This window comes from Phocaeicola oris (assembly GCF_021295095.1).
GTDB classification, from domain to species: domain Bacteria; phylum Bacteroidota; class Bacteroidia; order Bacteroidales; family Bacteroidaceae; genus Phocaeicola; species Phocaeicola oris.
Genome location: NZ_JAJLQX010000011.1, coordinates 79,667 through 102,347, shown reverse-complemented (window position 1 = coordinate 102,347; position 22,681 = coordinate 79,667). Strand labels below are relative to the sequence as shown.

The following is a 22,681-nucleotide window of genomic DNA, read 5'->3' as shown; positions in this document are numbered from 1 at the left end:
CTTTGCTTTCGGTGATCATAGCGATTGTTGTTAGTATTTTTTGTATTTCAGCACTATAAAAATATAACAATTTTCGCTAATCACCAATTTTATAGACAGTTATAATTCATCGAACTCACGTTAAATAAGGTATTCGAGTATAGTGCTTTGGTCGTGAATCGTTGATAATGATCATAGCTTTCTGTCGGATTTTTGATATTATAAGCATAGTCACCACTGAGGTTGAGGATACCTCCTCTTTTTCCTAATCCGATACCGGAACCTATACTTCCTTGATAAACATTTGGATTAGCCTTTGCTTTGATATGGAGAGGCTCTTTTCCTGCTTTAGAATGAATAATGACCGCGCCGGAAGTTAAATCTCCGTATTCTGCTGAGGGTATTCCTCGAATGATTTCTACCTTTTCAACGTTTTCTATGGATATCGACCGTACGTCAAAGCCTGAGTTCGGAGAACTTCCTCCTGCCAATGCGCCGGCAGATCCATTGACGGTTGGGTTTAGGGCACTGAGGTTGGCATTGTTTGAGATGGGCGAACCGTCTTGAATAATAGCTGCTCCCAGCGAATTCAGTGTTGTTCCTGCCCCTCCCATTACCTGACGGATTTTAATAGTTTTGGAATTGTTTAAATCATAATTCTCGCTAATGCCTCCGGGGGCCAACGACAACAAATCAGAAAGACTTGTTGCTTGCAGGTGATCCATCGCTTGACGAGAAATACTACTCGATGTAGCTTTACCGGAAACATTATTCTTTGCCGTAACGACCACTTCTTCCAATCGGAAGTCCTCATCCTTCATAACAAAACTTAAGTCTGTTATATTGCTTTGGATGGAGACGTGTGTCTCAATTTGAATTTTACCCACGTACGATATGGTTATTTTTGCCATGCCTGCCGGCAGATTGTTAATCGTGAACCGACCGCCTTTAGCTGTCGTGGTTGCTGCCCCGTAATCGGGGAGATAAACCGTAGCAAAATCTAAAGGTATTTGTTGTCCTTTGGAGAGTTCATACACAACCCCTGATATGCTGTACTTTTGTTGGGCATTGGCTGTAGAAATGAAAGCGAACATTAGCAGTATCGCTATCAAAGGGAATGCCCTCATTTTGTTCCAGTTGTTCTTTTTTATCATACTGAATCTGTTTTTAGAGATGTATAATTTATGTTTATTTCAAAATTTTTGCAAAAATACAGGTTTTTTATCTTATTTACAATACCTATTATTAGGTATTTCCTGATATAGGCTTACCTCTGTTCAGAATAAGAACGAATGATATAGTTTCTGTAAAAGTTAGTAATCATGCCAACTCATGTTATTCTACTCTGAACTTTTACAATAGAACGTATTTTATGGTAATTTCACAAAAAAGAATTACATTTTATACATTATCAACAGAAAGGAAGTACAGGACTCAAACATTAAATAAAAACGATCTTATAATACATTTAAAAGATGTTTTTATCCTTTCGTCAGGTCTATTAAGTTTGTCATCAAAAGAATCTGAAAAAGTGACGCGTATAAGCCGAGAAAGTCATCAGCATGAATCAGCAAACTCATCCGCATCAATCGAGAAAGTCATCAGCATGAATTGAGAAACTCATACGTATCACTTTCCATGTTCCTACGTATCGGGATAATAACTTTCTATGATTGATTTTCAAAAAGACTTAGTAATAAACGACATGCATTATTTTAAATTCGCGGAACTCGTGTTATCTTCAAGAAGACGCATGAGTTTACTCAAACAAATTGAGTCGTTTTCTTCTTGCCTCTTCAATGGCAACTGTTTTATCACCTTTCCGTGCATTCTGTTCGCGAAGCTCTTCGTATTCCTTATTCAACTGAGAGACAAAAGATTCTTTCTGCTTAGGATTCAACAACTTCTGAGCAGCAAGCGCATTCTGAGAAGCATCTTTTATATATACTACCGGACCACCGTAAACGGGAGCAATCTTCAAGGCTGTGTGCAATTTAGAGGTTGTGGCGCCACCAATCATAATAGGAATGTCGAGTCCGGCTTTACGTAACTCGGAAGCCACATGAACCATTTCCTCTAACGATGGGGTTATCAATCCGCTCAAACCAATTATGTCTACCTTTTGCCGTATAGCTTCTTCTACAATTTTATCAGCAGGAACCATTACCCCCAAATCAATTATTTCATAATTGTTACAAGCCATCACAACCGCCACTATATTCTTTCCAATATCATGCACATCGCCCTTTACAGTCGCGACAAGTACTTTACCGTTACTCTTCGCGTCTTCCTGCTTATCTGCTTCAATTAAGGGTTGTAGAATAGCGACAGCTTTCTTCATGGTTCGGGCTGTCTTTACCACTTGTGGAAGAAACATTTTGCCCACTCCGAACAGTGTGCCTACTGTATTCATACCATCCATCAGCGGACCTTCTATAATGTCGACAGCTTTTGGATAGCATTTCACTGCCTCAGCTAAATCCTGCTCCAAATAATCACCAATTCCCTTAACCAAAGCATATTGTAATCGTTTATTGACATCTTGTTCCTCACGCCAAGCATCTTTTTTATTCGGGTCTGATTGCATATTAGCCAACTCGTTCTTCTGTTTTTCCGCAAACTCTATCAACCGCTCTGCTGCATCGGGACGGCGATTAAGTATCACATCTTCAATACATTTCAAGACTTCATCAGGAAGTTCGCTATATAAAACCGAAGTTGACGGGTTCACGATGCCCATATCCATACCTTTTTGAATGGCGTGGTAAAGAAACACAGCGTGCATAGCTTCCCGAATATAGTTATTCCCACGAAAAGAAAAAGACAAATTGCTTACCCCACCACTGACATGAGTGCCAAGGAGATTCTTCCTAATCCATTCGGTAGCAAGAATATAGTCGACTGCGTATTTGTTATGTTCCTCCATACCGGTCGCGACAGACAAGACATTAGGATCAAAAATAATATCGTATGGATTGAAATGTACTATTTCTGTAAGAATTTTATAAGCTCTGGCGCAAACTTCTATCTTCCGTTCATACGTTACAGCCTGTCCTTGCTCATCAAAAGCCATCACAACCACAGCCGCGCCCAAACGTTTTATCTTTCTCGCGTGATCAATAAACTTTTGCTCACCTTCTTTTAACGATATAGAATTGACTATTGACTTTCCTTGCAGACACTTAAGTCCGGCTTCTATCACTTCGAACTTAGAAGAGTCAATCATAATCGGCACTTTCGCAATATCAGGATCCGACATCACCAGATTCAAGAAATTGACCATCTCTTTCTTTGTGTCAAGAAGTCCGTCATCCATGTTTATATCAATAGCAAGTGCTCCGTCTTCCACTTGTTTTCTGGCAATACTCAGAGCCTCCTCATAATTTTTCTCATTAATTAAGCGGAGGAACTTTCGAGATCCGGCTACATTGCAACGTTCTCCCACGTTGATAAAATTAATTTCCGAATTCTGTTCCAACAATTCCAAGCCGGAAAGCCAAAGTGTTTCCGGCTTCTTCACCGGAATATGAGGTTTTACATTCCGAGTTAACGGAACATATTTCTCAATATATTTTTCTGTTGTACCACAACAACCACCTATTATATTAACTATTTCCTTATCAAGATACTCTTTTATTTCCGAGGCCATGTGGTTCGGAGTCTCATCATATAAACCAAGGCTGTTTGGAAGTCCGGCATTCGGATATACACTTATATAATAAGGAGCTTTCTCTGCCAAATGTTCTAAAAATGGAAACATTTGCTTTGCTCCAAACGAGCAATTCAATCCGATCGAAAATATATCGGCATGCATTACAGAAGCGAGAAAAGCATCCAGTGTTTGACCGGATAAAGTCCTTCCCGCAATATCAGATATGGTAGCGGAAAGCATCAATGGAACTTTTCTCCCAGTGCTCTTCATGGCATCTTCGGCTGCGTAAATAGCAGCTTTCGCATTCAACGTATCAAAAATAGTCTCTATTAATAAGGTATCAACACCACCTTCAAGAAGTGCTTCCATCTGCTCACGATAAGCCTCAACCAACTCATCAAAGGTGAGAGAGCGGAATGCCGGATTATTAATATCCGGACTGATGGAACATGCCTTATTTGTCGGTCCGACAGAACCGGCAACAAAACGAGGCTTATCGGAAGTAGAATATTTATCTGCCATTTGACATGCAATTTTTGCTGCAGTCAAATTTATTTCACGTACCAAATGTTCTGTATGATAATCGGCCATAGAAATACGCTGGGCATTAAACGTATTCGTTTCAATAATGTCCGCCCCCACCGATAAATATCTGCAATGAATCTCCGTTATAATATCCGGACGAGACAAACAAAGCAAATCGTTATTACCCTTTTGAAGTCCAGGCAAATCTTTAAATCGCTCACCACGGAATTCTTTTTCAGATAAATTATAAGTCTGTATTAACGTGCCAATAGCCCCGTCAAGAATCAGGATACGTTGTTTGATCAACTCCTGTATTGTAGCCATAAATCAATGTTTAAACATACGAGCCATTTCTCGTTTATCATCCTGTTCCCGCAGAGATTGACGCTTATCATATTCTTTCTTTCCTTTAGCTAACGCTATGACCATCTTAGCTAAGCCTCGCTCATTGATAAACACTCTAACCGGAACAATCGTGAATCCCGGATTTTTCTCTGCCTCTCTCAACTTACGAAGTTCTTTTTTAGAAAGTAATAATTTACGATCACGGCGGGTGGAGTGATTATTGTAAGAGCCGTAGAAATACTCTGAAATATGCATATTCTTCACCCATAGTTCTCCACCTATAAAATAACAATAGGTATCGACAAGGCTCACTTTCCCCAAACGAATAGACTTAATCTCAGTACCTGTCAATACAATACCTGCCGTATAAGTATCTATAAACTCGTAATCAAACGAGGCTTTCTTATTCTTAATATTTATATCTGACGATTTCATCAATTCAATATAACAGACAATTCATTAAAAATAAATAAAATAATCTTCGGGCATAACATGATTGCCAATGCAGTGACAATAGCATACAGATTAATTTTCGAATCTTCTACCCTTACCAATACTTTCGCTCCCTGATAAGTCACGTAAACCGTATAAAACATCAAAATCCAAAAGAATATTGATATACTGAAAAACCCGCTGACAAATAAAAGAACAAACAGAACTACCATAGAATAACCAACATAACACTGTGCCTGAACAGTATTCTCTTCTCTATGCAAATATCGTTGATTTAATTTTTGAACGATATAAGAAACTAAAAAGAAACCTGCAAACAATGATACAAACAGCCCTCCTACTTTCATCAATGCAGATTGGAAGACTGATGGTCCTTCTGTATTACCTATCAAACAACCAATAAAAGCTGAAATACCGCATAATGCGATGAGCGGAAATACAAAATTTCCTTGAACGTTTCGATAATCGTTCTCTTTATATATTTCTTTCCACGCTTTCTCAGGGTCAGAAACTAATAAGCTTATTCTCTTAAATAATTGGATATAGTTCAAAATCGTACTCTATTATAACATTTCAATGTGAATGCAAACTTACATAAAAAAAATACGATTCGTGAGAATTTTTCCATCTTAATTATATAAAATGTCTAAAAAGTTTATATTTTTGTCATATTAAATCTCAATAAGACGCAGTAAACCTTTTTGACTTTTAAAAAGATTAAAAAATAAATCTATAACTAATTTGTAAAACGCACTATATGAGTAACAGAATTACAAAACATCCAATTCTTCAAGTTCCGGATGGCAAAGAATGTACCTTTATTTATAATGGTACGGAAATAAAAGGAATCAAAGGAGAAACTATTGCCGCTGCTTTGCACCAAGCAGGATTTCCCGTCCACAGTCATAGTGTTGAAGGGCGTAACCGTTCAATGAATTGCGGTATCGGTAAATGCGGTGCTTGTCAGATGTTAGTTGACGGTGAAGTCAAAAGAATCTGCATCACCAAAGTCGATGATGTGAAGGAAGTAGCAGAAATTGATCCGAAAGCTTACGATACAACAAAAGCGCCAAAAATTCCGGAAGAAGCTACAAAGGTATATATGACCGATGTAGCAATCATTGGTGCCGGACCTGCCGGATTAGCCTGCCGTGAGGAATTAAAAGAACTTGGAATCAGTTCCATCGTTGTTGACGCAAATGAGAAAATTGGCGGTCAGTTTATTATGCAAACTCATGCGTTCTTCTTCTTCGAGAAAGAGAAACGTTTCGGCGATATGCGCGGATTCGATATCGCTACCAAACTTGCCGGAGACAATCATGATGGAATTCTCTTGCATTCAACTGTTTGTGATATTCTCCAAGACCGCCGTCTGATGGTTAAAGACATTCTATCCAATGAGACATTCTATATAGACGCAAAAGCATTGGTTGTCGCTACCGGTGCTGTTCCATTTATGCCTACTTTCGAAAACGATGATATCCCAGGTGTATATACCGCCGCTGTCGTTCAGAAAATGATGAATGCTGAATTCACATTGCTTGGCAAAAATGTCTTAACTGTCGGTGCCGGTAATATTGGTTATCTGACTTCTTATCAGCTAATGCAGGCCGGTGCTCATGTGAAAGCTATTATTGAAGGAATGGACCATGAAGGCGGATTTCCTGTTCAAGCCAATCGTGTACGTCGTTTAGGAATCCCTATTTATACATCGCATACACTTATAAAAGCTATCCCTAACGATGATAAGACCGGTATTGTTGGCGCGGTCATCGCGGAATGTAAGAACTTTAAGCCCATCCCCGGGACTGAGAAAGTAATTGACGGTATTGATTTAATCAATATATGTACAGGTTTAATACCTGATAATCAGTTGCTCAGCAAAGGTGAATTAGCCTTTGGAAAACGTTGTTTAGGCGCAGGAGATTCCGTCCGTATTGGAGAAGGTACAAGTGCTGTACTTCGTGGTAAACAAGTAGCGTATGAAATAGCTCAAGAATTAGGTACGCGCTTTAACTATAATGATTATCTGGCCGTCTCCAAACAATACATCGATTCTCAGCAACGTCCTATTAAATTAAAAGAAGAACCGGATTTGCCAACTCTGGAACGTCAAGCTGCCAAACCGTTTGTCCGCATGGATTGTTTGTATGGATTTGCTTGTAATCCTTGTTCTTTTGCTTGTCCGCATGAAGCTATTACAAAAAGTTCTACTTCGGTCACTCCATCCATCGATTATACTAAATGCATCGGTTGTATGCAATGTATTTCCCAATGTCCGGGTTTGGCCATCTTCGGATACGATACCAATAAAGATATGCTCTTCTTGCCGGTTGAATACGAAATTTACGAAGGCACAGAAGTTTATCTCGTCAACAACCAAGGGCAGAAAATGGGTGAAGGTGTCATTGAGAAAATTCTGAAGAAACCTACGAAAACAAATGTTGCTCGTATAAAAGCCCTGAATGTCGATAAAGATACTTTCTTAAAAGTGACCGGATTCATCGCCAAAGAGAGCTATCCGGAACCTATCGTATTCAAGCCTGTAACAGAATGTGATTCAAAGACCTATGTATGTCATTGTGAGGATGTATCATTAGACGCTTTACTTACCGCCATCGGTGATAGAAAATATATATCTATTGATGAAATTAAACATATCACTCGCTTGGGAATGGGACCTTGTCGCGGCAAACGGTGCATTCCACGTCTGCGTTCCAAATTGCGCGAATATGGAATCGAGTTGGTAGGCGATTCAACTCCTCGTGCTCCGCTGTCAAACCGTTATACCTTAGGTGAGGCTTATCCTAACCGTACAATAGCCGACCATTATGTAGTAGAAAACAAAGAGGAGAAACATATTGAAGTTCTTATTGCCGGAGGTGGCATGGGGGGCAGCTCGCTATTCCGTTACTTCTGTGAAGCCGGGAAAAAGACTGTTTTAATCAATGCTAACTGTGGCTCTTCATGGCGATGCATTGCCGGTGGACGCCCAGCTTTCTCTGTTCCTGAATTGGCTGATATTGCTAAACATAATCAAGCCATCTTTAAGGAAAATCAGGAAGAATATGATATTAATTATCGAGAAATCAGATACATCACTTTTGCTCACGATGACGCTACTTATCAATCATTGGAAGCAAGTTGCGCATGGTCAAACGCTTATCTCGTTGACAAAAAAGATTTTGTAAAAGAAGTCTCTCTGTATTTCAATCCGAACCAAAAAACTTATTTCGCCGCGCAAATCAGTGAGCATTGCTGGCAAGCAACACCCGGACGTACCATCGACTTTATCCGTAATAAAGGCGTTGAAAAGGGAGGTACTGTTCTGGAAGATACCACATTAATCGAAGTCCATCGGGATGGCAAAAAATATCGTGCTTTAGTTTATACACACGATCATAAATATGTGGAATATGTATGTGACCACTTTGTGAACGCATTAGGTTACAACGCGGAAAAATTCTGCCAGATGTTGGGCTATAACACCGGATTCTATCCGGTAAAGCATCAGGCGTTCATTACTCATCGACTTCCTATGTTAGGCAAAGATGGAGATATTCTTGACATGTTGATTGACCGCCAAAACAGAAACGATTTCTCCGCGGTATATGGGCAGCAATTGGCGAGCACCGGTCAAATTATTGCCTGTGCCTCTCCTGCAGTTGACGCAAAAGCTGCTATAAGCAGTTACAATCAGATGAAATTTAATACACGTGAGTTCCTGAATATAGTCAGTGAAGTCTTCTGCGATTGGATTCCTTCCTTAGCCGATATTCCATTACAAGCTTGTTGGTCGGGCAACTACTTGGAGCCTCATTATGTCATTGACCCGGAACACGGACTGTTTGTAGGATTACAAGGACATGGATTTATGTTGGCACAATATTTGGCCAAGTTGTATGTCGACAAGGCTTGTGGCAAGAATGTTCCTGAATACATGGACCGTTTGGTTCTCGGAGGTAAAGGTATTAGTGAGAATGCTTTTAAATAAAAAGAGTGTGGTAAAATAAAAAGCTTTCGAAAATTGAACGTTCAATTCAACGTCAATAACTAAGTTATCTACATTGAGCTCGGTATTTATGCCGGGTTCAATGCTTTTTAATCTTTCCTTTATCCTCTATCATTTATACTAACATGGGCTCAATGAAATAACAGAGAGATTACGCAGAAACCTACGAAGGTAGAATATGGCCTTATAGCAGGTTGGTGAGGCATTTTTCCCTTTTTGTTTGGTTCATTGACATGGTCATAAAGAGATGGATAAAAAGTCATACGTATGAATCAACCAACTCATCCGCATCACTTGAGCAACTCATACGCATGAACCGAGCAACTCATACGCATGAACCGAGCAACTCATACGCATGAGCTGAGCAATACTTCTGATGAATATGGCAACTCAACCGATTCTCTTTACCCCGTATTCAGGATAGATAATACAGCCCAATAAGTGTGTCTGCTTATAGAGAACAAAATAAGGCTCACCCTTCGAGTCAGCCCTAAAGTTGGTAATTGAAGATTACATCAACAATTTCCGCCATGCTTCTTGATGAACAGTGAACCGGAGTGGAGCTTTTACTTTATAAATTGATAATTATTAAGAGACATAAATGGTGTAATGATCGAAATTTATCACTATATTGGGAACAAAGAGTTTAATACTTAAATTTTGTAGCAATGAAAACAATCTCCTATCTTTTTATGATGTTTTTTACAACATTTCCTTTCGTTGCCCAAGCACAACAAATCAAAGGGAAATTAGTTGACAAAGCAGGCGTAGGCATAGCTAACGCCACACTTGTATTTCAACAAGTACAAGATTCTACATTCATCTGTGCAACGACAAGCAATCAGGTAGGAGAGTTTGCTGTTTCACAAAGCATAATTCCTTGCCGGATTATCATACAGCATCTTGCATTCAATACCAAAATCATCACCGGAGAGAAAAATGAATTGGGGAATATTACTTTGGACGAGAGAGCGGAACTGTTGGACGAAGTAGTGATAAAAGCCTCACGTCCCATAATGAAAGTCAGCGACGACGGAGCATTGGCATACAATACCAAAGAAATAAGAAGGAATCGCCCCGTACGGAATGCGCTGGATATACTTGATGAAGTCCCTATCATACAAAAGACAGAAAGCAATTACGAAATCATCGGCGCAGGAAAGACTTCCGTCATATTGAACGGACGAAAAAGCAACATGAGCGCAGAACAGCTAAGGCAATATCTTATGACCGTTCCCCCGGAGCAAGTGAAAAGCGTCGAAGTCTTTTATAACACTCCTCCACAATATGGTGTGAAAGGAGCCTCTATTAATGTCGTTTTAGAAAAACAAAGAAGTGACAAACTGCAAATAAAAGGAGACATCTATACCACTTTGAGCCAGAAGTTTTATTATTCGCAAAATGGAGGATTTAACTTATCCATGTCGCAAGACTGCTGGTCGTGGAATTTAGGGTATTCCATAGACAAGTCGGTAAGCCACTATGAATTACAACTGAATTCCCTGCACACGATAAAGGATGAAACGACATACGATATTGCCCAAAGCACCCATCAAAAATATGACCATTTGTCTCATCGCATTTACTCGGACTTTAGCTTTGATTTAAAAAACAAAGATTCATTCCGACTGTTATACACCGGAAAATTCACTGACAATCAAAATAAAGCTCTTTCAGACATGAGCATCACGAATATAAAGCAAATGAAAAGCGAAAACAATATTGACGGGAACAATGGATTACATAATATCAGTGCCGAGTATGCACATAAATCGTGGAATATCGGACTCGATTATATGCACTACCAACAAGAAAGTAATCAGAATCTTGCCAATACGGATGCCGAGACAGATAAAGACAGACTCCTTTCCGGATCGGAACAGAAGGTCAATAAAGTAAACTTATATGTACATCACGGAACCCAATTGAATAAAGGTCGTTTGTCCTATGGGATAGATGCTTCCTTATCGAACACCGACAACACCCATGATGTCATTTCCAATGCAGAGATTTATGATGATGGTTCATTCCGGACGAGCCAGAAAGAAAAATCTTTTTCCGCTTTCATCGGGTACAACCAACACATAGGCAAGAAAGGGATGTTCAACATTGCTTTAAAGGGTGAATATTTCAATTCAAAGATTGAAACAGAAAAGCAAAAGAGCACGCTCTGGAATGAATTTCATCTTTTCCCGAGCCTGACATTCGTATACAAAGTACGTCCAGACAGAACATGGCAAATATCTTTTTCCAGCCAAAAAAACTATCCTGCCTATTGGAAAACAACTCCCAGCAAAATCTATATGAATCCATATTGCATATCAGAGGGAAATCCGTCATTAAAACCTTATGAAACTTATCAACTCAATGCAAATCATATCATCAAAAACAAGTATATCATTGGAGTGTTCGGGGATATAAATCCTAATTACTCAACCCAACTAATGTATCAAAATCCTCAGAGGCTATGGGCTGTTTATAAATATGTCAACTTTGACTACAGCGGAAAAGTAGGAATTATGGGAATTGTCCCTGTCAAATGGAACGACTACATCAATACACGATTAAGCATGACTTTCTTTGCCATGAAGCAAAAAGGCGAACTGGAAAACATATCGTTTAATCGGGATAAAATCAGTGGAAGAATCAACATGGCGAACAATGTCACATTAAACCGATCCCGTACCCTCTCCTTTCAACTATCCGGATGGTATCAGCTGCCAATGATACAAGGCATATACGATGTGGAAAATATGTATAACACTTCCGCTGCTCTTTCTTGGCTGTCCAAACAAGGGAATTGGAATGTTACACTAAAAGCCGAAGACCTGTTCAACTGCTATCGGATGAAGACAAAGGTTGAAGGATATTCGCAACACTACTCCTTCAACAATCAAGTTGACAGCCAATCGTTTTCATTGACAGTCCGATACATCTTAGGAAAATATAAAGAGGGGAAGAAGAAAGAAACAGATGCATCCAGATTGGGAATTTGAAAGTCCGTTGGATACATATCAGCATTATGAGACCAACATAAATACCCCCGAAAGTTGGATGTAAACTTTCGGGAGGTGATATCAATCTTTTTGTTCCAAAAGTAAATCTGATTATAATACAGGAACTCTCACCGTACGAGATTCTTCCCTATTGCTTCCTTGTGGTTGCACAAATTCAGGGGAATTTATCTTCACAGTTACATAAATAGAATCCTGTTTGGGAACAATCTTCTCATATCCTAAAGAATGAAGCGTAGTGATATCCTGCAAATCATAACAATTCAGCTGATTGCCGGAAGTGTACGCGTTTCCTTCCTTTTTAATTAATAAATCAAGATAGATGGTATCGTTACTCACATGATTAGCATACATCGCAGTATTCCCCACTTTATTCGCATAATAATTATAACCAACGTTTAAGTAACGTCCCTTTGCCACATTAACTGCATGATAAGTATAATAACCGACAACATAATCAACGAAACCGATAAAAGCTCCATTGTAAGCACTTAACGTATCCTTCACCGTTGTAAACTTTGACATTTTCACCGCTCCGCTATTCGAAGTAAGAACGATTTTTAACGTTGGAGAAGAAGTATCCTGTCCTTCAACAAGTGAATAAGAAATCACCGCTCTTTTCGCGTTATCAAAATCGTTTGTCGCATTGGTAGGAACCAACATCTGTTTGGGGCTTTCATCCGGATAAAATACTACGCCAGACGTGGCATGTTCCACCGTACACAAACTCATAAATGTATTAGAGTTGCTATCATTGTCACTGTTAAGACAAGATGTAAATACAAATGCAGCAACGAACGCAACTGCAAACATTAAGAATTTCATTTTTTTCATTGCTATTATATTTAATTGTTTTCTATGTATAATCTTTTCTAACTTTATATCCATGTAAAGTAAACACAAACCTTATTGAAATACTGCATCTATATTTCAACTTTAACTATAATAAACATTTCTATTCGTTCTTTACCGTGGCAAATTCTCCTATATGTTCATCAACAAAATGTGCCAACATTTCCGTAACATCATCTTGCATTTCAAGGAACTCATCATCTAAATCACCTAATTTATCGTATTGTTCATACATAGCCATAAACTCTTCTTCCGTCCGTTCCTTTTCCAAATCTTCCTTATGCTTATCATAAATGGCTTTAGCATCATATATTAATTTAGAGAAATCCTTTGCTCCCATCAGACGCATAGCTTTGGCAAAAGGGTTATCAAAGATATATGGTCCGTAACCATTCTGAATTAATTGGATAAAACCTCCCGTTTCCACTTCATCGACAAAAATTCTAAAGCTGAGCAACGCATGTTGGTATCCGTTAAGTAAAGACATGGTTTGAGTATTAATTTGTCCACCTATAGTCTCTAAGTATTTATCCGTAAATACTTTAAGGAATGCAGACATGCTGTCTTCCGCTGCATGCTTCAAAACCTTATCGGACACTTCTATTCGACTTGTCACCATATAGTTTGATTCTTGATTTTTAATTCTTTTTCTCACGCACAAATGTAGGAATATTTTCTCATACTCTTGAATCTTTTATTTGGAAATCCTATATTTGCGTAAAAATATAATTAAGTAATGAGCAACATAAAAATATTTATGAACGATTGGTTGGAAATACATCCATACAATCGGCAACAAGATTCAGATATCTATTTCGTAGAGTTAGCTAACGACTTATATAATACCTATTATTTTACCAACGTTCCTCCTTTCTACCATAAAAAATTATGCTTGAATGTAGCAGCATACTTCGAGGATGTCATCTCAAAATTCGGTTTATGGGCGGCTTTCATTAAGAAGCATAAAGAACTTTACGGCAAACCTCTTCCTTTCTTTCGCATAAGCAATGACTATCTGGAAGACGAAATTAACGAAGAAGATATTCGTTTCATCATTTGGAATACTATTATTAAGATTCCCGGAAACCAAGGATATGTAAATCCTTTAGCATCCGAAATCAAGGAAATGGCAAAAGCATACTATCAGGTATTACGAGAAGAGTATGAGTCGGCTCCTGCAAACGATGTACTTACTAATTATTTAAACGATTTTAGTGACCGTAATGAAGCAAACTATAAACTGTTTTGGCTATTTGCCCGAACTTATCTAAATCAGCCTTCAGTGCAAGAATTCTCAGGAAGAGTTACGGTACAAGATAAGTTTGTCATTCCCTGCGGACCACTTGCGCTTTATCTGAAAGAATGGATGGAACTGCTTGTCCCCGATTATTTGTGTCAATGGAAAACTGTAGATGGGCTATTCTTTGAAACTCCTCAAATATCAGATGACATAAAAAACAGAAGCAAAGAAACGTATGAAAACTTTATCGAAGGAACGAATGGGAATACGATTAAATATTTTGTTAGCTACGATGAATTGAAACAGTTCTTTGTGGAAGTTCTAAAATGGCCAAACAATGATGACCATACAATGCCACAGTTGAAAAGCTCACGAAACTTTATAATGATGACCCATCCTGAAAAAGGTGTGTTGTTAGCGAAAGATCTGAACGAATATATAAAAGATCCTTTGAATGCTCAATATGATGAACAAAAAGCTAAGAAGAACGCGTTTAAACTTTTAATCACTCCAATGCTTTGTCCACCCGATTTGCTTCGTTATATTTTAAGCAATCATTTTCTACCCGATGCAGAGCTACCGGTCAATGGTGAAAAAGAAATGGTTCAAAACAACGCGGACTTTATAGCCAGACATACCTTATTATACTATTATCGTGGAGATTAATCACTCCATTTTCTTCAATTCCTGATAAAGCCGATGGATAGGAAGTCCCATGACGTTGAAATATGATCCGTGGATACTTTCTACTCCGGCATAGCCTATCCATTCTTGAATGCCATAAGCGCCTGCCTTGTCTAATGGACTGTACGTTTCAACATAATAACCAATCTCATCATCCGATAAATCCGCAAACTTTACATCTGTTGCCGACGTAAAGCTACGACGATTGTACTTCGTCATCAAAGTAACTCCCGTATACACCTGATGTACCTTACCCGATAATTCCCTAAGCATACGCTCGGCATCTTCCGCGTTCTTTGGCTTACCCATGATTTCTTTGCCAAGCACAACAACAGTATCCGCGGTAATCAGTAATTCGTTTTCCTCTATTTGGTCTTTATAAGCCATGGCCTTTTCCAGAGAAATATATTCCGCCACTTCTGAAGGTGGTAACGTGTCGGGATACGACTCTTCTATTCCCTGCAATGTCTTTACTTCATACGAAATGCCCAATCCTCCTAACAATTCCTTTCGCCTTGGAGAATTAGAAGCTAAAACTATATGATACTTCTTTAAATTATCCAACATACTCGTTCTATTTTACCAACCAAAAGCTTTCGCATGAGCCATCCATTTACCTTGAGCTTTCAAAACTTGCTCAATGACATCACGTCCGCAACCATGACCTCCCTTTTTATGAGAGATATAGGTTGATATCTCTTTTATTTCAGGCGCGGCATCCGCCGGACAACAAGGGAGTCCACACTGTTTCATCAACTCATAATCAGGAATATCATCACCCATATACAAAATCTCTTCATCTTTCAATCCGTATTTCTTTTTCAGTTGATCATATTCCTTCGTCTTATAGGCGGCTCCCATAAATATTTCTTTTACTCCAAGCCCCTCATATCTATGTTGTACTGCTTCCGAACGTCCTCCTGAAATAATAGCGACAACAAATCCTAACTTAACAGCCAACTGAATAGCATATCCGTCTTTTATATTAATAGTACGAGCCGGTTGTCCATCTTGGTATATATTGATCGTTTCACAACTCAACACTCCATCCACATCAAACACAATGGCTTTTATTTTGTTTAAATCGTAATTAATCATTTATCTTAAATTTCTCAGTCAGTAAATTCCAGCCTATTCTCATTATCTGATTGGTATAATTCTCCGACAAATATAACAAAAATTACTATATCTGTTCACTCCTGTCCGTTGAAATCCATTAACCTATCCTATGACACCATGAAAATACTGTGAAATACCGCTATACTCGGCAATCCTTTCGTCGTGTTTTAAACATAATTTTCCCATAAAGTAATGCATTTTTTCCCGAATATACTATCTTTGCACTTAAACCTTTTAATAATTACCATTATGAGAAAAAGACTACAGCTACTAATTGTGGTTATGCTATATATTCTTCCGCTTACCGCCCAGTCAGTTAAACAAAAAATCAGAGTAGGCGTCTTTGACGGGCACGGTGGAGCACAAACCTGCGTTTGGGAGGCTGTAGATGCTTGCAAGCTCGATGCTGATATAGATGTACGTACCATCACTACGGCAGATATTGCCGCGGGCGTGCTTTCGCGTCTCGATGCCATCATCGTGCCGGGCGGTGGCGGTTCTACCCAATACCTCAACATGGGTGAGGAAAATGTAAAGCGTATCAAAGCATTTATCGCGTCAGGCAAGGGAACTGTGGGTATCTGCGCAGGTGCTTACCTCTACTCCGACACGCCGGAATATGCCTGTATGCGTATCAATGGTGCCAAGGCAATAGATATCGAACACGATAATCGCGGACATGGCATCGCGGCCTTCTCCCTCAATGATGAAGGAAAAAAGATATTCCCTGAGATAGCCAACCGCCCTCTTTCCTATGTACTTTATTACGAAGGACCGATCTTTGTGCCTGCCGACAATGCACCAATCAAGTATCAATCGTTTGCCACCATGGAAAGTGATGTCCACGAAGAGGGCGATGCTCCTACCAACATGACCAATGACAAACCCTTCTTCATAGGTAATGAGTATGGCAAAGGACGTGTATTTAGCAGCATCGCTCATCCTGAAGCTACCCCCGGCATGATGTGGATGATACCTCGAATGGTACGCTGGACATTACACTTACCTTACAAGAAATATGGCAACAACGTGGTGCGCCCTGATGTTTACAACAAGGAAATGCTCATGACCAAAGCTGATTTGAAACAGGAAAGCAGCTATTACAAAACATTTCTCTATGGCAAACCCGAGGAAAAAGTATCAGCACTCGACTGGCTGCAAGCTCACCGATCGTGGGATGCCAAACGATGGGTGCAAGGGTTACTGTTCGATAATAGTCCGATGGTACGTGTGCGGGCAGCCAAATATATTGCCGAAACCGATTATATTCGCTATCTCCCCGACATGGAGGCTGCCTGGCAGACAGAACAGGATGGCAACTCCAAGGCACAGATTAAACACTATCTTGAAATGCTTAAGGCATTGATGCCATAGTCAATAAAACAACTACCACTCCGATACGTATGAATGTTTAAAATGATACGTATGAATTGTTTTATTGATACGTATGAGTTCCCGTATTCATCAGAAGAATTTGTCCGCTCACGCGTATAAGTAAACCGATTCATACGTGTCAATTTCTCTCCGTCTACGGATAATAAATTTAATAAACAAATAGGTTCGCAAGGTTCGGGAGGTTCACTTATGCACCTTTCGGAAGTAGAAAACCGTATAGAAAACACATAAAATATTGAATAAGAATAATATACAACATATAGACTATTAGTACACTGTCTTACATGTCAGATTCTATTTGGAGCAATATTAATCATTTTTTTCTTACAATAAAAAATGCTTCGAACATTAAAATGGAACAAGGTGGTTTGTTTTGTGCCCTGCACGATTCATCATGCTGTCTGCGGGAATAAAGAAAATGCAGCCAGCTAAAAATCAAAGGGAATATTTTCTCAGTCTTATTATCTATGACGGATAAATTTTATAGGGTGAATTCCGGATTACCTTGAAAAAAGCACTTTTTCTTGAGAAATGTTTACAATATAATTTTGAAATAATTTGTCAGAAAATAAATTTATCACACCCAATACAGCAAGTATATAAAGAGCAAAAAAGTTCTAAAAATAGCAATAAAAAGTGCATAGGTGAACCTCCCGAACCTTGCGAACCTAAAAAGATGCAAAAATGATGTTTTAGTATATTCAGAGTACGCTTTTTCGGAAATTAGAAAAAAATCGAACGGGTTATGCTCTTCGTTTACGAATACGGACCCCAACCTAAAAATCTGAAAAAGCAGGCTCTTCAACGACAAGGCGTGATGGTAACGAATTTTGATAAATAGAGAGATTGTTACACATTCATGTAAGTTGAACGAATTGATTTCTTCGAATTCACGATAATCAAGATTCAACAAACAGCTATAATAATATCGGGGTAACAAATAAAAAAGAAGAACACAAATAATTTGGAAGTCAATAATTTGTTATATCTTTGCACCCGGATTTATAGCAATATAATGTCTAACATAATTAAATTATTAACTAACAAATTTTTTAATGGCAGATTTAAAAGAAATCAAACCTGTTGGAGATTTCAACTGGGATGCTTACGAACATGGTGAAACAAACACTACCGTAAGTCGTGAAGATCAGGAAAAAGCGTATGATAATACGCTAAACAAGGTGACTGACCGTGAGGTTGTTGAAGGCAAAGTCATCGCAATGAACAAACGAGAAGTAGTCGTTAATATAGGCTACAAATCAGATGGTATTATTCCTCTAAACGAGTTTCGTTACAATCCTGAACTGAAAGTCGGTGATACTGTTGAAGTATATATCGAGAATCAGGAAGACAAAAAGGGACAATTAATCCTTTCTCACAAGAAAGCTCGTGCAACTAAGGCTTGGGACCGCATTAATGCCGCTCTTGAAAATCAAGAAATTATCAAAGGCTTCATAAAATGCCGTACTAAAGGCGGTATGATTGTGGATGTATTTGGTATTGAAGCATTTTTACCGGGATCACAAATTGATGTAAAACCTATTCGCGATTACGATGTATTCGTAGGCAAGACCATGGAATTCAAGGTTGTAAAAATCAATCAAGAATTCAAGAATGTTGTTGTTTCTCACAAAGCTCTTATCGAGGCAGAATTAGAACAGCAGAAGAAAGAAATTATCGGTAAGCTGCAGAAAGGTCAGGTTCTCGAAGGAACAGTCAAGAATATCACATCTTACGGTGTATTCATTGACCTTGGTGGTGTAGATGGTTTGATTCATATAACCGACCTCTCTTGGGGACGCGTAAGCGATCCACATGAAGTCGTACAGCTTGATCAGAAGTTGAATGTCGTTATCCTTGATTTCGACGAAGACCGCAAGCGTATTGCATTAGGCTTGAAACAGTTAACTCCACATCCATGGGATGCTTTGGATGCTAATTTAAAGGTTGGCGATGTTGTTAAGGGGAAAGTTGTTGTTATGGCCGACTATGGTGCTTTCGTTGAGATTGCTCCGGGAGTAGAAGGTTTGATACACGTATCAGAAATGTCTTGGTCACAACACTTACGCTCAGCACAAGACTTTTTGAAAGTTGGTGATGAAGTAGAAGCTGTTATTCTTACTTTAGACCGCGAGGAGCGTAAAATGTCTTTGGGCATCAAACAACTTAAACCGGATCCATGGGAAACCATTGAAGAGAAATATCCGGTTGGATCTAAACATGTAGCTAAAGTACGCAATTTCACCAACTTCGGTGTATTCGTTGAATTAGAAGAAGGCGTTGACGGATTGATTCACATCTCCGACCTTTCATGGACTAAGAAAATCAAACATCCGAGTGAGTTCACTCAAATTGGCGCGGACATCGACGTTATCGTTCTTGAGATAGATAAGGAAAATCGTCGTTTGAGCTTAGGACATAAGCAGTTGGAAGAGAATCCTTGGGATGTATTCGAAACAGTCTTCACAGTAGGTTCTGTTCATGACGGTCAGATTGTTGAAATGCTCGATAAAGGTGCTGTAGTTTCTTTGCCTTACGGTGTAGAAGGTTTTGCTACTCCGAAACATTTGGTTAAGGAAGACGGAACTCAAGCACACATGGATGAGAAATTACCATTCAAGGTTATTGAGTTCAACAAAGACGCTAAGCGTATTATCCTCTCTCACAGTCGTACTTGGGAAGAAGCTAAGGGTAGCGAGCAAAAGGTAGAACGTAAGTCAAAGAGAGCTTCTAAGAAAGATGAAACTCCACAGATCCAAAACCAAGCTGCTACAACAACTTTAGGCGACTTGGATACATTGGCTGCTCTGAAAGAACAAATGGAAAAAGATAATGCTAAATAATTAAGTTTTCCACACATATATAAAAAGGCTGTACTATTGACGTGCAGCCTTTTTTATATTCTATAAACTCCCCTTAACGATGTTTTCCTCATATTTGCCTTTCAGAGTAAAGAAAAAGAATTATATTTGTGCACATGGAAAAATTCGAAGTAAACATTCTTGGGTGTGGGTCTGCCCTCCCTACCATCCGTCATTTCGCGTCATCTCAGGTTATAAATATCCGCGAGAAGCTATTTATGATTGATTGTGGTGAAGGAACTCAAATGCAGCTTCGGCGTAGCAATCTGAAGTTTACCCGACTCAACCATATTTTTATCTCGCATCTCCATGGCGATCATTGCTTTGGTTTAATTGGCATGCTGTCAACATTCGACCTGTTAGGAAGAATCGCGCCGATACACATCTATGCATATAAGGATTTGGAAACACAACTAAAACCTCAACTCAATTACTTTTGCAAAGGAATGAGCTATAAGGTGGAATTCCATCATATAGATCCAAACAAAACGGAAGTGATTTATGAGGACCGCTCAGTCAGTGTTACTACTATTCCTTTAAAGCATCGTGTACCGACTTGCGGATTTCTCTTTCAAGAAAAGAAAACACCTGATCACATTAAACGCGATATGATAGACTATTATGAGATACCCATAGCCTACATCAATACCATTAAAAATGGCGGAGATTATACACTCCCCGATGGCAGAGTGATTTCACATGAGGAATTGACCACCCCATCGAATGAACCTCGCAGCTATGCGTATTGTTCAGACACCATATACTACAAAAAAATAACGGAACAAATAAAAGGTGTTACCCTGCTCTATCATGAAGCAACCTTAGCAAATGAAGATTTAGCACGAGCAAAAGAAGTGTTTCACACCACAGCCGGACAAGCCGGAAAAATTGCAAAGATCGCAAAGGTAAAGCAATTGGTCATTGGTCATTTCTCTGCCCGTTATCAAGATGAAAGTTTGTTGTTGGAAGAGGCTAAAGCCGTTTTTCCAAATACGATATTAGCCTCCGAGAATTTAAAGATTATATTATAGCAACCGACGATGGATGACTTTAACGAAAAAGAAGTGTTAGCTCTGCTTCAGGATCCGGCTCGATACCGCGATGCCTTTGAAAAGATTGTAAAACATTACAATGAACAGTTATATTGGCAGATTCGTCGTATGGTACTCGATCACGATGATGCCAACGACATTCTGCAAAATACATTTCTTCGGGCATGGGACAATATTGAATATTTTCGTGGCGAAGCTAAACTTTCTACATGGCTCTATCGAATCGCATTTAATGAATGCCTCAGCTTTCTGAATAAGAAAAAGGCCGAAAATAATACTTCCATTGATGATCAAGGAGCACAGATGGTCAATCAATTGGAAAGTGATGCTAATTTTGAAGGTGATGAAATACAAATACTCTTTCAAAAAGCTCTTCATACCTTGCCTGAAAAGCAACGTATAGTCTTTAACATGAAATATTTTCAAAATATGAAATATGAGCAAATTTCCGATATTGTAGGCACCAGTGTTGGAGCCTTGAAAGCATCGTATCATCATGCAGTAAAAAAAATTACAGATTTTTTAAAGGAACAAGTTTAAACCTTTTGCCATAAAATATATCATAAGATTATAAAAGAAAAAAATGAAACAAGAAGATGATTTGCTGAAAAAGGTTGGAACGAAGAATCCTTTCAAAGTTCCAGACAACTATTTCGAAAACTTCAACAAAAATATTATGGAGAAGCTTCCGGAGAAGAATGTTACGCCTGAGAAAGAAATTACTCTTTGGGATAAAGTAAAACCGTGGATATACATGGCAGCTATGTTTGCCGGTATCATGCTGATGTTCAAAATGTTTAATTCCATCAGCGAAAAAGCTCAGGTCGCAAATAATAAAGAAACTGCTCCCATTGAAGCAGTGGATAGTAACAATACGATAACGGATATCTCAGATCAATATATTGAGACAATGACCGACTACGCTCGAATGGACGATTATACATTATATCAATACCTCACAGAGGCTGATACCAATTATTGACAATTAACGATATGAAAAAATTAGTTTCACTTATTTGCATGTTGCTTTGCTGTATTTCTCTGACAATTGCACAAAATAAGCGCTTAAGTAAAGAGGAATTCAGAGCAAAACAAGAAGCTTTTCTTACCGAAAAAGCAGAATTGACTCCCGACGAAGCTAAAGCATTTTTCCCTGTTTATTACGAGTTGCAAGAGAAAAAGCAAAAAATCAACGATAGTGCCTGGCATAAAGGAAAAAAAATGAAAGAAATGTCAGACTCTGAATGTGAAAAAGCAATGAAAGATATGGCCAACTCAAAAATAGAGTGCGCTAAGCTTGATTTAGAGTATATCGACCAATTTAAAAAGGTCCTTCCCATAAAGAAAATTTGCGCTATTCAGTGGGCAGAAGTCCAATTCCATCGTCACATGCTAAAAATTATGCATGGTCGCGTACAAGGGCGCGAAGCGAAAAACAAACACAAATAAAACAGCAATAAATAAAAATTTTTTCAAAATCAGAGCCGATACTGTCGAG

The 22,681-nt window shown here is 38.7% G+C and carries 17 protein-coding genes; 9 read left to right on the top strand and 8 right to left on the bottom strand.

All coding sequences use genetic code 11. From position 1 onward, the window contains the following. Positions 1 to 89: 89 nt before the first annotated feature. The 4 genes from LO761_RS07285 to LO761_RS07270 all read right to left on the bottom strand — a co-directional run bounded on the left by LO761_RS07285 (position 90) and on the right by LO761_RS07270 (position 5,505). Positions 90 to 1,133, bottom strand: a complete 1,044-nt coding sequence (locus LO761_RS07285) for a TonB-dependent receptor (RefSeq protein WP_272817624.1) — start codon at positions 1,131 to 1,133, stop codon at positions 90 to 92. 605 nt (positions 1,134 to 1,738) lie between these two features. Beyond that, positions 1,739 to 4,480, bottom strand: a complete 2,742-nt coding sequence (gene metH / locus LO761_RS07280) for a methionine synthase (protein ID WP_272817623.1) — start codon at positions 4,478 to 4,480, stop codon at positions 1,739 to 1,741. Between the two features lie 3 nt (positions 4,481 to 4,483). Continuing rightward, positions 4,484 to 4,936 carry an SsrA-binding protein gene (smpB, locus tag LO761_RS07275; protein ID WP_272817622.1) on the bottom strand — a complete coding sequence of 151 codons (453 nt, stop codon included), beginning with the start codon at positions 4,934 to 4,936 and terminating at the stop codon, positions 4,484 to 4,486. Continuing rightward, entirely contained in the window at positions 4,936 to 5,505 is a 570-nt protein-coding gene (locus LO761_RS07270) for a YIP1 family protein (RefSeq protein ID WP_272817621.1), read from the bottom strand. Before LO761_RS07270 ends, smpB begins: the two co-directional genes overlap by 1 nt. Positions 5,506 to 5,711: 206 nt before the next feature. On the opposite strand from LO761_RS07270, the gene LO761_RS07265 reads away from it, so the two are divergent. Together LO761_RS07265 and LO761_RS07260 are read left to right on the top strand one after the other, a co-directional pair. Next, positions 5,712 to 8,948: an FAD-dependent oxidoreductase gene (locus LO761_RS07265; RefSeq protein ID WP_272817620.1), complete on the top strand. Its 3,237-nt coding sequence runs from the start codon at positions 5,712 to 5,714 to the stop codon at positions 8,946 to 8,948. 686 nt (positions 8,949 to 9,634) lie between these two features. Then, complete coding sequence (locus tag LO761_RS07260; protein WP_272817619.1) at positions 9,635 to 11,962, top strand: outer membrane beta-barrel family protein; 2,328 nt, start codon at positions 9,635 to 9,637, stop codon at positions 11,960 to 11,962. 111 nt (positions 11,963 to 12,073) lie between these two features. Here LO761_RS07260 and LO761_RS07255 read toward each other — a convergent pair whose 3' ends face one another. Next, positions 12,074 to 12,814 carry a hypothetical protein gene (locus LO761_RS07255; protein WP_272817618.1) on the bottom strand — a complete coding sequence of 247 codons (741 nt, stop codon included), beginning with the start codon at positions 12,812 to 12,814 and terminating at the stop codon, positions 12,074 to 12,076. Positions 12,815 to 12,935: 121 nt separating this feature from the next. Next, complete coding sequence (locus tag LO761_RS07250; protein ID WP_272817617.1) at positions 12,936 to 13,451, bottom strand: DMP19 family protein; 516 nt, start codon at positions 13,449 to 13,451, stop codon at positions 12,936 to 12,938. A gap of 117 nt (positions 13,452 to 13,568) precedes the next feature. Here LO761_RS07250 and LO761_RS07245 point away from each other — a divergent pair, with 117 nt between their 5' ends. After that, positions 13,569 to 14,738, top strand: a complete 1,170-nt coding sequence (locus LO761_RS07245) for a DUF3843 family protein (RefSeq protein ID WP_272817616.1) — start codon at positions 13,569 to 13,571, stop codon at positions 14,736 to 14,738. Here LO761_RS07245 and LO761_RS07240 read toward each other — a convergent pair whose 3' ends face one another. Both LO761_RS07240 and LO761_RS07235 read right to left on the bottom strand, forming a co-directional pair. Then, complete coding sequence (locus LO761_RS07240) at positions 14,739 to 15,323, bottom strand: Maf-like protein (protein WP_272817615.1); 585 nt, start codon at positions 15,321 to 15,323, stop codon at positions 14,739 to 14,741. Positions 15,324 to 15,335: 12 nt separating this feature from the next. Continuing rightward, positions 15,336 to 15,854 carry a KdsC family phosphatase gene (locus tag LO761_RS07235; RefSeq protein ID WP_272817614.1) on the bottom strand — a complete coding sequence of 173 codons (519 nt, stop codon included), beginning with the start codon at positions 15,852 to 15,854 and terminating at the stop codon, positions 15,336 to 15,338. 303 nt (positions 15,855 to 16,157) lie between these two features. Between LO761_RS07235 and LO761_RS07230 the strand changes: the two genes are divergently transcribed. From LO761_RS07230 to LO761_RS07205, 6 genes are all read left to right on the top strand, one after another. Further along, complete coding sequence (locus LO761_RS07230; protein WP_272817628.1) at positions 16,158 to 17,249, top strand: BPL-N domain-containing protein; 1,092 nt, start codon at positions 16,158 to 16,160, stop codon at positions 17,247 to 17,249. A 1,076-nt stretch (positions 17,250 to 18,325) separates the two neighbouring features. Further along, entirely contained in the window at positions 18,326 to 20,113 is a 1,788-nt protein-coding gene (gene rpsA / locus LO761_RS07225; protein WP_272817613.1) for a 30S ribosomal protein S1, read from the top strand. A gap of 134 nt (positions 20,114 to 20,247) precedes the next feature. Then, positions 20,248 to 21,162 (top strand): ribonuclease Z, encoded by a 915-nt coding sequence (locus LO761_RS07220; protein WP_272817612.1) that lies wholly within the window; start codon positions 20,248 to 20,250, stop codon positions 21,160 to 21,162. A gap of 9 nt (positions 21,163 to 21,171) precedes the next feature. After that, on the top strand, positions 21,172 to 21,723 hold the full coding sequence (locus LO761_RS07215; RefSeq protein ID WP_272817611.1) for an RNA polymerase sigma factor: 552 nt from the start codon (positions 21,172 to 21,174) through the stop codon (positions 21,721 to 21,723). A gap of 43 nt (positions 21,724 to 21,766) precedes the next feature. Continuing rightward, a complete protein-coding gene (locus LO761_RS07210) occupies positions 21,767 to 22,165 on the top strand; it encodes a hypothetical protein (protein ID WP_272817610.1) in 399 nt (132 codons plus the stop codon). Between the two features lie 11 nt (positions 22,166 to 22,176). Beyond that, positions 22,177 to 22,632, top strand: coding sequence for a hypothetical protein (locus LO761_RS07205; protein ID WP_272817609.1), 456 nt, complete (start codon positions 22,177 to 22,179; stop codon positions 22,630 to 22,632). The last annotated feature ends 49 nt before the right edge of the window (positions 22,633 to 22,681 follow it).